The organism is Glycomyces salinus, assembly GCF_016428645.1.
Taxonomy (GTDB): Bacteria; Actinomycetota; Actinomycetes; order Mycobacteriales; family Micromonosporaceae; genus Glycomyces; species Glycomyces salinus.
In genome coordinates this window covers 22,737-36,855 of the sequence record NZ_JAELXW010000001.1, presented here as the reverse complement: position 1 = coordinate 36,855, position 14,119 = coordinate 22,737, and the positions used below count along the sequence as shown (strand labels likewise).

At 70.5% G+C, this 14,119-nt stretch carries 12 protein-coding genes; 4 read left to right on the top strand and 8 right to left on the bottom strand.

Annotated elements, in window-relative coordinates; all coding sequences use genetic code 11:
- Positions 1 to 2: 2 nt before the first annotated feature.
- On the top strand, positions 3 to 248 hold the full coding sequence (gene secG, locus JFB92_RS00170) for a preprotein translocase subunit SecG (RefSeq protein ID WP_199033738.1): 246 nt from the start codon (positions 3 to 5) through the stop codon (positions 246 to 248).
- On the opposite strand, the gene JFB92_RS00165 is transcribed toward secG, so the two are convergent.
- Positions 245 to 1,411 (bottom strand): MFS transporter, encoded by a 1,167-nt coding sequence (locus JFB92_RS00165; RefSeq protein ID WP_199033737.1) that lies wholly within the window; start codon positions 1,409 to 1,411, stop codon positions 245 to 247. The two genes, secG and JFB92_RS00165, sit on opposite strands and share 4 nt — an antisense overlap.
- A gap of 155 nt (positions 1,412 to 1,566) precedes the next feature.
- Between JFB92_RS00165 and JFB92_RS00160 the strand changes: the two genes are divergently transcribed.
- Positions 1,567 to 2,733, top strand: coding sequence for an ROK family transcriptional regulator (locus JFB92_RS00160; RefSeq protein WP_199033736.1), 1,167 nt, complete (start codon positions 1,567 to 1,569; stop codon positions 2,731 to 2,733).
- A 207-nt stretch (positions 2,734 to 2,940) separates the two neighbouring features.
- Positions 2,941 to 3,294 (top strand): RNA polymerase-binding protein RbpA, encoded by a 354-nt coding sequence (locus tag JFB92_RS00155; RefSeq protein ID WP_199033735.1) that lies wholly within the window; start codon positions 2,941 to 2,943, stop codon positions 3,292 to 3,294.
- Between the two features lie 164 nt (positions 3,295 to 3,458).
- Here JFB92_RS00155 and pgl read toward each other — a convergent pair whose 3' ends face one another.
- The 6 genes from pgl to tkt all read right to left on the bottom strand — a co-directional run bounded on the left by pgl (position 3,459) and on the right by tkt (position 11,667).
- Entirely contained in the window at positions 3,459 to 4,238 is a 780-nt protein-coding gene (pgl, locus tag JFB92_RS00150; RefSeq protein WP_199033734.1) for a 6-phosphogluconolactonase, read from the bottom strand.
- On the bottom strand, positions 4,235 to 5,191 hold the full coding sequence (locus JFB92_RS00145; protein ID WP_199033733.1) for a glucose-6-phosphate dehydrogenase assembly protein OpcA: 957 nt from the start codon (positions 5,189 to 5,191) through the stop codon (positions 4,235 to 4,237). Before JFB92_RS00145 ends, pgl begins: the two co-directional genes overlap by 4 nt.
- A gap of 22 nt (positions 5,192 to 5,213) precedes the next feature.
- Positions 5,214 to 6,719: a glucose-6-phosphate dehydrogenase gene (gene zwf / locus JFB92_RS00140; RefSeq protein ID WP_233162080.1), complete on the bottom strand. Its 1,506-nt coding sequence runs from the start codon at positions 6,717 to 6,719 to the stop codon at positions 5,214 to 5,216.
- A 91-nt stretch (positions 6,720 to 6,810) separates the two neighbouring features.
- Entirely contained in the window at positions 6,811 to 8,427 is a 1,617-nt protein-coding gene (locus JFB92_RS00135; RefSeq protein ID WP_307788968.1) for a phosphoglucose isomerase-related protein, read from the bottom strand.
- On the bottom strand, positions 8,424 to 9,545 hold the full coding sequence (gene tal, locus JFB92_RS00130; protein WP_199033731.1) for a transaldolase: 1,122 nt from the start codon (positions 9,543 to 9,545) through the stop codon (positions 8,424 to 8,426). The genes JFB92_RS00135 and tal overlap by 4 nt, the downstream gene beginning before the upstream one ends.
- A 40-nt stretch (positions 9,546 to 9,585) precedes the next feature.
- On the bottom strand, positions 9,586 to 11,667 hold the full coding sequence (tkt, locus tag JFB92_RS00125) for a transketolase (RefSeq protein WP_307788967.1): 2,082 nt from the start codon (positions 11,665 to 11,667) through the stop codon (positions 9,586 to 9,588).
- A gap of 215 nt (positions 11,668 to 11,882) precedes the next feature.
- On the opposite strand from tkt, the gene JFB92_RS00120 reads away from it, so the two are divergent.
- Positions 11,883 to 12,872 (top strand): heme o synthase, encoded by a 990-nt coding sequence (locus JFB92_RS00120; protein WP_199033730.1) that lies wholly within the window; start codon positions 11,883 to 11,885, stop codon positions 12,870 to 12,872.
- A gap of 39 nt (positions 12,873 to 12,911) precedes the next feature.
- Here JFB92_RS00120 and JFB92_RS00115 read toward each other — a convergent pair whose 3' ends face one another.
- Positions 12,912 to 14,087 (bottom strand): S1 family peptidase, encoded by a 1,176-nt coding sequence (locus tag JFB92_RS00115; protein ID WP_199033729.1) that lies wholly within the window; start codon positions 14,085 to 14,087, stop codon positions 12,912 to 12,914.
- Between the last annotated feature and the right edge of the window lie 32 nt (positions 14,088 to 14,119).

Below are 14,119 nucleotides of genomic sequence, written 5' to 3'. Positions count from 1 at the left end.
TGATGACGGTACTGACTTTCGCCCTGCTGATCCTGCTGCTGGTCTCGAGCGGAGCGCTCGTGCTTCTTGTGCTGCTGCACAAGGGCAAGGGCGGCGGCCTGTCGAGCATGTTCGGCGGCGGCATGTCGTCGGTGGCCTCCGGTTCGTCCGTGGCCGAGAAGAACCTGACCCGCATCACCATCGGCGTGGGCGTGGTCTGGTTCGCCAGCATCATCGCCTACGGCCTGATCATCCGGGCCCTCCTCTAGGCACCCAAGCTTTCCGATGGCCTCGCCGGGCGGTGCTCGGCGGGGCCTCCGGCTTTGTCCCGCCTGGGAGCCAGCAACAGCAGCACCAGCAGCAGCGGGATCGGCAGCAGGAATGCCGTCCGCAGATCGATGCCGGTGTCGAGCCAGCCGAGGACGGTCGGCGCGGTCAGGATCGCGGTCCCCGAGGCCAGGGATCCGATCGACGCCGAGTGGCGCGAGTCCAGGTTCGGGACGTCCACCAGCTGCGCCAAGGTGATCGGGTACAGCAGGGAGATGCCCAGGCTCGACACCGTGATGCCGACGGTCACGGTGGCGGGGTCTGCGCCCGCGAACACGACGGCCGTTCCGGCCATGGCCGTCGCCGTCGCGGCCGTGACCGCCCAGGACCGCTCGGCGAACCTCGGGCCCGCCAGCCTGCCGAAGGTCATGCCGATCACGAAGCCGGTGGAGAGCACCGATGCGGTGCCCAGCGACACGCCCGTGTCGACCAGCCGGGCCACCCCCCACACTACGAAGCAGAACTCGCAGGCCACCGCCAGCACGATGCGCAGCCAGCCGATCGAGGCCGGACCGAGCGGGATCGCAGTGCGGTCGCCGTGCCCGCTCTCCTCGGTCGCCACGGTCCTGGCGGCGGCGACCACGAGCAGGATCGGCAACGGGGCTACGAGCGCGAGCCTGCCCGGAAGCCCGGCGTACTCCAATAGGCCGAATGCCAGCGGCGCACTGATCCCGGCCGTGCTGGCGAAGGCCACTGCTCGCGTGAGCCTCCCGGCCGCGCCCGGCCCGCGCAGCATCGCCGGAGTGACCAGCACGATCGCCGCGCATCCCAGGCCGACCAGCGCCGAACCCGCCCCCGCCACCGGCAGCGTCGGACTCGCCGCCATCGCGGCCGCCCCGATCGCCATGCCCAGGCAGGAGAGTCGCAGCACCGCCCCGGCTCCCGCCCGCAGCGCCGCCGGTCCGAACAGGGCCGCCAGCAGCAGCCCGACACCGAACGTCGAGGTCACCCACACCAGCTCGGCCCGCGGGCGCTCCAGTTCGCCGGCGAGGGACACCAGGTAGGGGCCGAAGGACGCGACCGCGAAGCCCAGCGCGATCTGCGCTCCACCGATGGCGCGGTCCGCCCGCTTGTCGGCCCGGACTCCGAGCTCCCGGCCTACCATTCCCGGTCACGATCGAAGAGGTCGGCGTGCCGGGCGCGTTCGACGAGGGTGCCGTCCATGTCGTACAGGACCGCTTTGACGTTGTTGTAGTTTCGCATGGTGCCATCCGGGAGGTAATAAACTCGTATGGCGAGAGTAATCGGCGGAGGGACGGGATGCAACCCAGAATCAAGGTCGGTCGCGCCGAGGCGGCCCGGTGGCTGGGAGCCCTGGACCTGCTGCGGCTCGTCCGCGCCCGCCCGGGGGGCACCCGGGCCGAGGCGGCCAGGTCGCTCGGCATCTCCAGCGGATCGGCCACCGAGATCTGCACTCGCCTGCGCGATCTCGAACTGCTCTCCGAAGAGCCCGCGCCGCCTACCGGGCGCGGGCGCCCGACCACGGTGCTGCGGGCCCATCCGAGCGGGCCGCTCGGCGTGGCGGTCGACATCCGGCACGCCGACTGGCGCGTCGCCGCGGTGGACCTCGAGGGCCGCCTGAGCGACGTGGTCTCCGAGCGCCACCGCGACCGGCGCCCCGAGGCCGTCGTCGCCGACCTCCGGACCGCCGTGGGGGAGTTGTCCGAAAGGTACGGTCGGCGCCTGCGGGCGGTCTCGGTCGCGGCCTCGGCGACCGTCCAGCACGAGCGCGTCGCGCAGGCCAGCGGCCTCGGCTGGCGGGACTTCGGGATCCGGCCGCTGCTTCCGGGTGTGCCGCAGTCGCTCCAGAACGACGCCACGCTCGCCGGTCTGGCCGAGGCGCGGCGCTCGAACCCCAACCGGGTAGTGCTCTACCTGCACATCGAAGTCGGTATCGGCGGCGTCTTCGTTGACCGGGGCGACGCGGTCACCGGAGCCACCGGCGCCGGAGGCGAATTCGGCCACCTGCCCCTCGGCGACCCGGCCGTGGCCTGCCCGTGCGGCGCGACCGGCTGCTGGGACATGGCCGTAGACGGCCGGGCGATGGCCCGGCTGCGAGGCGAGAGCGAACCGGACGACCCCCGGGCCTACGCCGTCGCCACCCTGGCGGACTCGTCTCCCGACGCGCGCGCGGCCCTCCGGGAGTGCGCCTCCCGTCTGGGGCGCGGCGTGGCCGGTCTCGTCAACGCCTTGGACCCCGAGATCGTCGCGCTCGGCGGGCTTGCTCCCGGACTGCTCGACGAGGCCGGTCCGGCGCTCGAGGAGGCGTACACGTCCGGTCTGATGCGGTTCCGCCGCACGAATCCGCCGCCGCTGGTGCCTTCCTCGCTCGGCTCCGACGGACCCCTGCTGGGCGCGGCCGAGTCCGCCTTCGACGAGATCATCACCGAGGACGGACTATCCCGCTGGGCCCAGGAGCGGCGCTGAATCACCCTTTCCCTGCCCCGCAAGTGATGCGAGTGGACACTGGCTCCTTCACCTCGGTCTCGTCACAGAATGACGAGGGATACTCACCCTTGGCTTTACAAGGTGTGCCGTGCGTCATAGAATCGCTTCGGGCGGTCCCCCAACCGCCACGACCAGATCCGGTCGAGATCCACAGAAGATTCTCCATCTGTGAGGAGCGAACCATTCATGTCCAACGGACACGCCATCCGTGGCACCCGTATCGGCGCGACTTCGGGACTCCACTCGGAGCGCGGCGAACCGGTGCCACGGCAGAACGTGAGTTATTGGTGCGCCAACGGACACGAGACTGACCGGTCATTCGCGCTGTACGTCGAGATACCCAACGAATGGGATTGCATCCGCTGCGGCTGGCCCGCCAGCCGCGACAGGACCAATCCGCCGGAACGTCGGACTGTCAAACCCTACAAGTCGCACCTCAAGTACGTTCAGGAGAGGCGCAGCGAAGAAGAGGCCGAAGACCTGCTCGCGGAGGCGCTCGCGGCCCGCGCGGCGAGTCGCGGCGAAGTCTTCGGGTACTGAGGACCGCCGCCGGATGGTTGGGCCGGACGGCGGTACGCATTGCACTGAACAATGATCCCGGTCCGATGGTGGGAGCGGCCGGGACAGGCGAACCGGAACCGATCAGGGCCCGGCGACCGCGGTCGCCGGGCCCTGATCGGTTCCAGTTCGCGAGAGGCGGAGCCTCAGAACTCCAGGTGCTTGAGTTCGGCGGCGGCCTCGGCGTCGATGAGCCAGCGGGTGTGGCCCTGCGCCTCGACCCTGCCGGCCGGCAGGGTCCCCTGTGCCAATTTACGGCTCGCAAGCTTCGCCGAGGCCGAGAGCGCCTTGTCGACCGCCTCGGACTTGCCCGCGCCCGAGGCGATGATCCAGGCCGCGGTCGCGGAGTTGAGCGTCGGCATGGTCAGCGAGACCCGCTCCGGCGGCGGCTTGGGGGAGTCGCGCACGGCCACCGCGGGCTCCCCGTCGGCCTCGAGCGCCGGATTGCCCGGGAACAGCGACGCCACGTGGCCGTCCTCCCCGATGCCCAGCAGCACCAGGTCGAACGGCGGCAGTCCCTCGCCGTCGGCCACCCCGCCCAGCTCCGCGGAGTAGACCGTGGCGGCCTCCTCCGGCGTGTCAACCGAGTCGGTCCCCGGGATCGGGTGGACCCGCTCGGGGTCGACCGGCAAGCCGTCCAGGAGCGACTGCCTTGCCAGCGTCTCGTTGCGCTCGGGGTCCCCCTCCGGCAGGAAGCGCTCGTCGCCCCACCAGAAGTCCACCCGAGACCAGTCGACGATGTTCCTGATGCGGGAGCCGAGCACCTCCGCGTAGACCTTCGCGGCGATCCGGCCCCCGGTCAGCACCAGCGACGCCTCGCCCCGCTGGGCCTGCGCGTCGGCCAGCCGGTTGATCAACCGGGCGGCGACCGCCTCGGCCAGCACCTCCGCCGAGTCGTGGACGATCACCGCGCTGCCCCGGCTCATGCTCCCGCCTCCGCGGCTTCCTGCCGCTGGGCGTACTCGTTCTGGAAGGTGTCCAGAACCCGCCGGTAGGCCGTGTCCGGGTCGAGGTGCCGCAGCTCCTCGGCCAGCAGCTGGCCCAGCGTCCGGCCCTGGAGCGACTGGCGGCGCTTGGGCAGCCCCTCCTGGCGCAGGACGGTCTCGCCGTCGGCCTTCCGCTCGACCTCCATCGTCTCGCCGCCGGCCATCGTGAACGACACCGACACGATCGCCGGAAGGTGTTCGGAGTTCCGCTCGACCTCGGTGTCGACGATCTCGGGCGACACACCGAGCCTGGTGTGGAGCCAGGCCGCCATCAGCTGCGCCGACGGGTCGTTCCGGTTGGCCTTGACCTCGATGCTCTCGACCTCGTGGCTCACCCCGTCGAAGGCGCTGGCGATGAGCGAGCGCCACAGGCTGATCCTGGTCCAGCAGATGTCGGTGTCGCCGGGCACGTACGACTGCGCGCGCCGGTACAGCGACTCGACCGGGTCGGCCGCCCGCGCCGAGTAGGTGATGCGCCGGTCGGCGAAGCTGCGCAGCTCCTGCGCCAGACCGAACTTGACCGGATCGAGCAGCCACCAGGTCACCACCGGCACGTCCGGCGCCAGCATCGGCAGCACGATCGAGGTCAGGCGGGCGGTGGCCGCGCCGTCGAGCCGCAGGATGATCGCCTCGGCCGCGCCCAGGCGCTCGCCGAGGGTCACCTCGGCGTCGATGCGCGGCGACTCGGCGTCCACGTCCCGCGGGATCGCCAGGATCAGCCGGTACGGGTGCTCCTGGGCGGCCTGCGAGGCCGCCTGCTCGACTTCTTCGCGCTCGTCCTCGGTGGTCAGCGCCACCAGGTTCAGCGCCAGGTTGGAGGTCCCGCCGACGTCGTGCAGCAGCTCGCCGAGGGCTTTCATGATCTCGCCGGTGGTGGTGTCCTTCAGGTGCACTTCGGGCTCCTCATCTACGCTTCTAGGCCCGCCGCCAGCGTCGACCGGACGCATGCAGCATCAGGTCGGCCCCGGACGGACCCCACGTCCCGGCCTCGTACGGCTCCGGCTTGGTCCCGGCCCAGAAGTCCTCGAGCGGGTCGACCACGGCCCACGAGGCGTCCACCTCGGCCGCGTCGGGGAACAGGGTCTTGTCGCCCAGGAGGACGTCGAGGATGAGCCGCTCGTACGCCTCCGGGCTGGACTCGGTGAAGGTCTCGCCGTAGCCGAAGCCCATGAGGATGTCGCGCAGCTCCATGCCCGTGCCCGGGACCTTCGACCCGAACTTCACGGTGATGCCCTCGTCGGGCTGGACCCGGATCACCAGCTGGTTGTTGCCGAGGATCTGGGTGTCGTAGTCGGCGAAGGGCATGTGCGGGGCCTCCTTGAAGACCACCGCGATCTCGGTGGTCCGCTTCGGGAGCCGCTTGCCGGTGCGCAGGTAGAACGGAACCCCGTTCCACCGCCGGTTCTGGATGCCGACCTTCACCGCCGCGTACGTCTCGGTCGTCGAGCCGGACGGGATGTTCTCCTCGGAGTGGTAACCGTGCACCGGCTGCCCCTGGACCCACCCGTCGGCGTACTGGCCGCGGATGGCCGTCGCCTCCAGGTCGTCGCCGATCTTGATCGCCCGCAGCACCTTGAGCTTCTCGATGCGGATCTCCTCGGCGTCGAACCCGACCGGCTGCTCCATCGCCGTCAGGGCGAGCAGCTGCAGGACGTGGTTCTGGAGGACGTCGCGGGCGGCGCCGTTGTCGTCGTAGAACCCGGCGCGGGTCCCGATGCCGACGTCCTCGGCCATCGTGATCTGCACGTGGTCGACGTAGTTGGAGTTCCAGATCGGCTCGAACATCGCGTTGGCGAACCGCAGCGCGAAGATGTTCTGGACGGTCTCCTTGCCCAGGTAGTGGTCGATGCGGAACACGTCGGGGGCGGTGAAGACCTTGTCGACCAGGCCGTTGAGCTCGCGGGCGGACTCGCGGTCGGTGCCGAACGGCTTCTCGACCACCACGCGGCGCCAGCCGCCGCAGTGCTCGTTGTCGGCCATCTTGGTGCGCTGGAGCTGCTTGAGCACCGTCGGGAACGCCTGCGGCGGAATCGAGAAGTAGAACGCCGCGTTGCCGGGGATGCCGTGGCTCTCCCGCAGTTCGTCCAGCGTGTCGGTCAGCTTGTCGAACGCCGCGTCGTCGTCGAACGTGCCCGGCACGAACTTGAAGTTGCCGCTGAGCCGGTTCCAGACCTCCTCGCGCCAGGGCGTGCGGGCGTGCGACTTGGCCGCGTCGCGGGCCATCTCCTCGAACGTCCCGTGGTCCCAGTCGCGGCGCGCGAAGCCCAGGATCACGAACGAGGCCGGGATCAGGCCCCGGTTGGCCAGGTCGTAGATCGCCGGGATGAGCTTCTTGCGTGCCAGGTCGCCGGTGACGCCGAAGATCACCAGTGCGCACGGCTCGGGGATGCGCGGCAGGCGCCGGTCGGCCGGGTCGCGCAAAGGATTCTGCGCGGGCGCAGCCCGTTCCGGTTCGGGGCTGTGGGTGGGGCGACTGGCGGGCGGATTCGAAAAGACTGCTTGGTCCATCGTGCTAGCTCAGCTCCCTAACCGCGTGGATCAGCTGATTGACGCCCCTTTTGCGGTCGGTCAGGTGCAGCCGCACCAGCGGGCGGTTCCGGGACTGGAGCGCCTGCCGGTCGCCGGCGGCCTGCGCGGCCTGCAACTGGGCGAAGGTGTACTCGCGCCCGGGGATCTCGACGTCCTCGCCGACCGCGCCGGTCAGCTGGAGGAACACGCCGGTCTGGCGGCCGCCCTTGTGGAACTGGCCGGTCGAGTGCAGGAACCGCGGTCCCCAGCCCCAGGTGACCGGGGCGCCGGTGCGGTCGGACAGCAGCGAGCGCAGCCGGGCCGCGTCGGCGTCGTCGATGCGGTCCAGGTAGGCCATGACCGCCACGTACGCGTCGGCGCTGTCGGCGTCCACCAGCAGCTCGCCGATGGCGCCGCCGACGGTCTCGGCGTGCGAGCCGTAGATCTCGATCGCGCCGTCGACCGCGTGCGGGCGCTCCTCGGGCAGGCCCTCGGCCAGGATGCGCTTGGTGTTCTCCTTGGACTCGGTCACGTTCGGCTGGTTGAACGGGTCGATCCCGATCAGGTAGCCGGCGTAGGCCGTGGCCAGTTCCCAGACCAGGAACTGGGCGCCCAGCGAGCCGTTGACGACCGTGTCGGGCATCGCCAGCGACGAGCCCGAGTTCGGCAGCCCGGTCGAGGAGCCGCCGACGGTGGTGTAGACCCGGTCCGAGCCGCGCGCTCCCGGCGCGGCCGGCCCCTCCAGGACCACCGGCAGGGTTCCCTTGCCGTCCTTGCCGAGGGACTCGGCGATCAGCTGCTCGGCCCAGTCTCCCAGGCCCACGATCCCCGAGCCGTCGTCGGCGACGGTGATCGTCGGCTGGGCGGCGATGACCGCGCCCAGGACCACGGCCGGGTTGTCGCCCTCGTTGGTGATGGTGGTGGCGAACTCCTCGGCCTGCTCGATCAGCTCGGAGATGTTCGCGCCGGCCAGCGCCGTCGGCACCAGCCCGAACGCGGTCAGCGCCGAGTAGCGCCCGCCCACGTTCGCGTCGGCCAGGAACAGGTGCGAGCCCCGCTCGGCGGCCAGGGCCTCCAACTGCGAGCCGGGGTCGGTGACGAACACGAACCGCCCGGCGTGGTCGGTGATGCCGAGGCCCTCGAATGCGGCCTCGAAGGCGCGCCGCTGCGAGTCGGTCTCCACCGTCGAGCCGGATTTGGAGGAGACGACCACTGCCGTGCGCCGCAGCGACTCCTCGCCGATCTCGGCCAGGATCTGGCCGGGGTCGGTCGTGTCCAGCACGCTCAGGCCCAGGTCGAGGGTCCGGGAGATGACCTCCGGAGCCAGCGACGAGCCGCCCATGCCGCACAGCGCGATGTGGTCGATGCCCTGCTCGCCGAATTCGGCGCGGAGCTTCGCCAGCGGCGCCACCAGTTCCTTCGAACGCTCGAAGGTGTCGACCCAGCCCAGGCGGATCGCGGCCTCGGCTTCGGCCTCGGTGCCCCACAGCGTGGGGTCCTTCGCCGCGACCTTCGCCGGTACGCCTTCGGTCTTGAGTCGCTCGACGTTAGCGCCGACGTCGATTCCGGTCGTGACGGCCAGGCCGCCGGCCGCTTCCATCTTGCCCATCGGATCGCTCACTTCTGGTCTCCGCTCGACTCGAGCTTGGATTCGACTTCGGCCAGCAGCTCGTTCCAGCTGACGGCGAACTTCTCGACACCCTGCTCCTCGAGGAGACTCGTCACGTCGTCGAAGTCCACGCCGACGTGCTTGAGCCGGTCCATGACCTGCTGCGCGTCCTCATAGCCCGGTCGGACCGTGTCGGCCTCGACCTCGCCGTGGTCGGCGAAGTCCTCCATCGTCCCCTCCGGCATGGTGTTGACGCAGCCGTAGGCGATGAGCTCCTCGACGTACATCACGTCCCGGTAGTCGGGGTTCTTCACCGAGGTCGAGGCCCACAGGGGACGCTGGGGCTTGGCGCCGGCCTCGGCCAGGGCCTCCCAGCGGGCCGAGGAGAAGACCTCCTCGTACGCCTGGTAGGCCAGCCGCGCGTTCGCGACCGCGGCCTTGCCCTTGAGCGAGGCGGCCTCGTCGGTGCCGATCGCGTCCAGTCGCTTGTCGACCTCGGAGTCGACGCGGGAGACGAAGAACGAGGCGACCGACTGGATCTCGGAGACGTCGGCCCCCGACGCCTTCGCCGACTCGAGGCCGGCCAGGAACGCGTCCATGACCTCGCGGTACCGCTCCAGGGAGAAGATCAGCGTGACGTTCACGCTGATCCCCGCCGCCAGGGCCGCCGTGATCGCGGGCAGGCCCTCCTTGGTGGCGGGGATCTTGATCATCAGGTTCGGCCGGTCCACGGCCCACCACAGCGCCTTGGCCTCGGCGATCGTGGTCTTCGTGTCGTTCGCGAGGCGCGGGTCGACCTCCAACGAGACGCGGCCGTCGGTGCCGCCGTCGTTGTCGAAGACCCCGCGCAGCACGTCGCAGGCCCATCGGATGTCGTAGGTGGTGATCGCGCGGACCGCCTCCTCGACACTGACCTTCCGGCGCGCCAGGTCGGCGAGCTGCTCGTCGTACTCGTCCCCCTTGGAGACGGCCCCGGCGAAGATCGTGGGGTTCGAGGTGACCCCCGCCAGGCTGCGGGTCTCGATCAGCTCGGCGAGGCCGCCGCTGGCGAGCCGTGAACGGGAGATGTCGTCGAGCCACACCGAGATTCCGGCGTCTGTCAGCGCGGCGAGGTTCTCATTGCTGGTCACTGGTTTCCTCCAGCCGAAGATGGTCCTCTGTGGCCAATGTCTACTGTTGCTGTGCCTTCTTGATCGACGAGCGGGCCGCGTCGGCCACGGCCTCGGCGGTGATCCCGAACTCCTCGTACAACTTCTGGAACGGCGCGGAGGCGCCGAAGTGTTCCAAGGAGACGCTGACTCCCGCGTCACCCACGATGTCGTTCCACGGCATCGCGATCCCGGCCTCGACCGAGACGCGGGCCTTGACGCCGACGGGCAGGACCGACTCCCGGTAGGCGGCGTCCTGCTCGTCGAACCACTCGCGGGACGGCATGGAGACCACGCGGGCCTTCACACCCTCGGCGGCGAGGGTCTTGGCGGCCTCGACGGCCAGCTGGACCTCCGAGCCGGTGCCGATGAGGATCACGTCGGGCGCGCCCTCGGTGTCGGCCAGGACGTAGGCGCCCTTGGCGGCCAGCTCGGCCGAGGCGTACTCGGTGCGGTCCCAGGTGGGCACGGCCTGGCGGGTCAGCGCCAGGGCGGCGGGTCGGTCGGTGCGGCCCAGCAGCGTCTTCCAGACCACGGCGGTCTCGTTGGCGTCGGCCGGGCGGATGACGTCCAGGCCCGGCATGGCGCGCAGGGCCGCCAGGTGCTCGACCGGCTGGTGGGTCGGGCCGTCCTCGCCCAGGCCGATCGAGTCGTGCGTCCACACGAACACCACCGGCTGCTTCATGATCGCGCTCAGGCGCACCGAGCCGCGCATGTAGTCCGAGAACACCAGGAAGGTGCCGCCGTAGGGGCGGGTCGGCCCGTGCAGCTTGATGCCGTTGAGGATCGCGCCCATCGTGTGCTCGCGGATGCCGAAGTGCAGGGTGCGGCCGTACTTGCCGCCCGGGAACTTCTTGGTCGAGCGGTGCTCGGGCAGGAACGACGGCTCGCCGTCCATCGTGGTGTTGTTCGAGCCGGCCAGGTCGGCCGAGCCGCCCCACAGCTCCGGCATGACCGGGGCCAGGGCGTTCAGGACCTTGCCGGAGGCGGCGCGGGTCGCGACGCCCTTCTCGGAGGCCTCGAACTCGGGGAAGGCCGCCTCGAACCCGTCGGGGAGAGCGCCGGCCCACAGCCGGTCGTGCAGGGCCTTCCGGTCGGCGTTGGCCGCGGCCCAGTCCTCGAAGCCGGTCTGCCAGGCGGCGCGGGCCTTCTGGCCGCGCTCGATGGCGCCGCGGGTGTACTCGATGACCTCGTCGGCCACGGCGAAGGACTCGGACGGGTCGAAGCCCAGCACCGCCTTGGTGGCGGCCAGTTCCTCGCCGCCGAGCTTGGAGCCGTGGATCCCGCCGGTGTTCTGCTTGTTCGGGGCCGGCCAGCCGATGATGGTCTTCAGCCGGATCAGGCTCGGCCGGCCGGTGTCGGCCTTCGCCGCCTCGAGCGCCTCGAACAGCGCCTTCGGGTCCTCGCGGTACTCGCCGCCGGCCTTCCAGTCGACGGTCTGCACGTGCCAGCCGTAGGCCTCGTAGCGGGCCGCCACGTCCTCGGACAGGGCCACGTCGGTGTCGTCCTCGATCGAGATCTGGTTGTCGTCGTAGATCAGGACGAGGTTGCCCAGCTCCTGGTGCCCGGCGATCGCCGAGGCCTCGTGGGTGATGCCCTCTTCGATGTCGCCGTCGGAGGCGATCACGTAGATGTGGTGGTCGAACGGGCTCTCGCCCTCGGCGGCCTCGGGGTCGAACAGGCCGCGCTCGCGACGGGCGGCCATCGCCATGCCCACGGCCGTGGCCAGGCCCTGGCCCAGCGGACCGGTGGTGGTCTCGACTCCGGCGGTGTGCCCGTGCTCGGGGTGGCCGGGGGTCAGCGAACCCCACTGGCGCAGATTCTGGAGGTCCTCCAGCTCCAGCCCGTACCCGGCCAGGTAGAGCTGCACGTACAGCGTCAGGCTCGAGTGCCCGGCCGACAGCACGAAGCGGTCGCGACCCTCCCAGGTCGGCTCGCTCGGGTCGTGCCGCATGACCTTCTGGAACAGGGTGTGGGCGACCGGAGCCAGGCTCATGGCTGTCCCAGGGTGGCCGTTGCCGGCCTTCTCGACCGCGTCGGCGGCCAGCACCCGCGCGGTGTCGACCGCCTTCTGGTCGAGGTCGGTCCACTCGAACTGTGCCACTGCGTTACTCCTCGGTATTCGTTCGTATTTCGGGCCGGAGGCGTCTGCCTTCAGACCCTACCTACCTGGGCTGAACTTTATGCGCGGTCTCTCGGAGGGCGAAATCTCGGCTTCTGTGAACCCGCACACGAGCTAGTCTCCCATTGCGAAGGCGCAGGTCAAGGCACTGGCCCCGAAACCGGGGCCCCAGGTCGCGCGCCGTAGTCTTCAGCGTGATGAACGAGCACCCGACCACGGCCGGCGAGGTCGAACCCCCGACCGCCGCCGCCCGACCGCGAATCACCGTCCCCACCCCCGGCGCCGAGGCTCCCGAGCGTCCGAGCCTGGGCGCCCGCATCGGCGGCTACGTCTCGCTCACCAAGCCCCGCATCGTCGAGCTGCTCCTCATCACCACCATCCCGGCCATGCTGGTGGCGGCCCGAAAGGAATTCGAAGCCCTGCCCTCGCTGGCGGCCGTGGTCGCCACGATCGTCGGAGGCGCGCTCGCGGCCGGGTCGGCCAACGCCATCAACTGCTACATCGACCGCGACATCGACCAGCTGATGCGCCGCACTTCCCGGCGTCCGCTGGCCAAGCAGGAGATCTCCCCGAAGAACGCCCTGATCTTCGGGCTGATCATCGGCACCATCGCCGTGGTCGGCATGTGGGCCGTGGTCGGTCCGCTGGCCGCCGCGCTCACCTTCGGCGCGATCCTCTACTACGACGTGGTCTACACGATCTGGCTCAAGCGCACCACCCCGTACAACACCGTCTGGGGCGGGGCGTGCGGAGCCGCGCCGGTCCTCATCGGGTGGGCCGCGGTCACCGGGCACATGTCGTGGATGGCCTGGGTGCTGTTCGCCGTGGTGTTCCTGTGGCAGCCCCCGCACTTCTACGCCCTGGCGATGAAGTTCAAGGACGACTACGCCGCCGCCGGCATCCCGATGCTCCCGGCCGTCGCCCCCGCCAAGCGCGTCGCGGTCGAGTCGGTCGTCTACGGCTGGCTCACCCTGGCCGTCTCCCTGGTCGCCGTCCCGCTCGGCGCCACTTGGCTGTACGGGACCGTCGCCTTGGTGACCGGCGGCCTGTTCGTGCTGGAGTGCCACAAGCTGCTCGCCCGCGTGAACCGCGGCGAGGACCCCAAGCCGATGCGCCTGTTCCACTGGTCCACCAGCTACCTGACGTTGCTGTTCCTGGCCCTGGCGGCCGACTCCTTCCTGATGTAGGCCGGGCGCCGCCGCCACGACGGCACCCGGCCAGAAGGCTCAGGCCGTGATCAGCGTCAGGTCGTAGGCGTCCAGAATCGGATTGATCGGGTAGAAGAACGTGGTGGCCCGGTCGGGCTGCCCGCAGCCACCGGACCCGCCCGAGGTCACGCCCTGGGCGGACCCGCCGCCGGTGATGAACGGGCCGCCGGAGTCACCGCCGTCGGCGCACGCCGACGTCTGGGTCATGCCGTACACGGGCCCGTCCGCGTAGTTCACGGTCACGCCCTTGGCCTGGACGCTGCCGCAGTTCCAACCGGAGGTCGAGCCCGAACGGCACACCCAGGCTCCGATCGGCGCCTCGTTGCTGTTGCGGACGATCGCGTCGGTGCCGTTCCAACGGGTCACCCAGGCTTGTCCCGCCCACTCGGAGTTCGTGTCCACGTAGGCGTAGTCGCCCCCGGGGAACACCGATCCCTGGAAGACGCCGAGTGCGATGTTCTTGGCGTTGGTGTGCTGTCCGGCGTGCCCGCAGTGCCCCGCGGTGACGAAACCGGACTCGTTGCCCGGGCGCCACACCGAGAACCCGATCGAGCAGCGGTAGCCCATCGCGGGGATGTAGTAGGCCTCGCCGCCGCGGAGGTTCTCGTAGGTGGTGGTGGGGCGATCCGAGGAGATCTCGACGTCGATGTCGGCGGGCGACAGGCCCGCGGACCCGGCGAACGCGACGGCGTCGCGGCGGCTCTCGGCGGTGACGGCGATGGTGTTGTCGACGACGTCGATGCTCCAGCCGTACACCTCGTCGGGGATCTCGGCGGCGTCGAGCAGCGCCATGTCGGCGTCGAGGTCGGCCAGCGTCGAGTCGACGATCCGGGCGGTGCCGCCGAGCCGCTCGACGTCGTCGGCCAGCCCGGGGTCGGTGACGGCGACGACGATGTCGTCTCCGGTCTCGCTGACCCAGGTGCCGGCGTAGTCCTGCTCGAATTGGCGCTCGGCGAGGTCCTCGATGTCGGCGGCCATCGTGTCGGTGGCGAGCCGGTCGTAGACCTCCGAGGCGCTCACTTCGAACTCGTCGATCATCGCCGCGAGCATCTCGGAGTCGACCTGCCCCGCGATGTCGGCGCGCGCGTCCTCGAAGGACACCGATTCTGCGGAGGCGGGGGCCGAGGCGAGGGTGAGTCCGGCGGTGGTGAGTGCGGCCGCGGCGCCGGCGGCCACGAATCTGCGTGGAGTCATTGGGGGACTGCCTTTCGGTTGTCGGGGTGGGG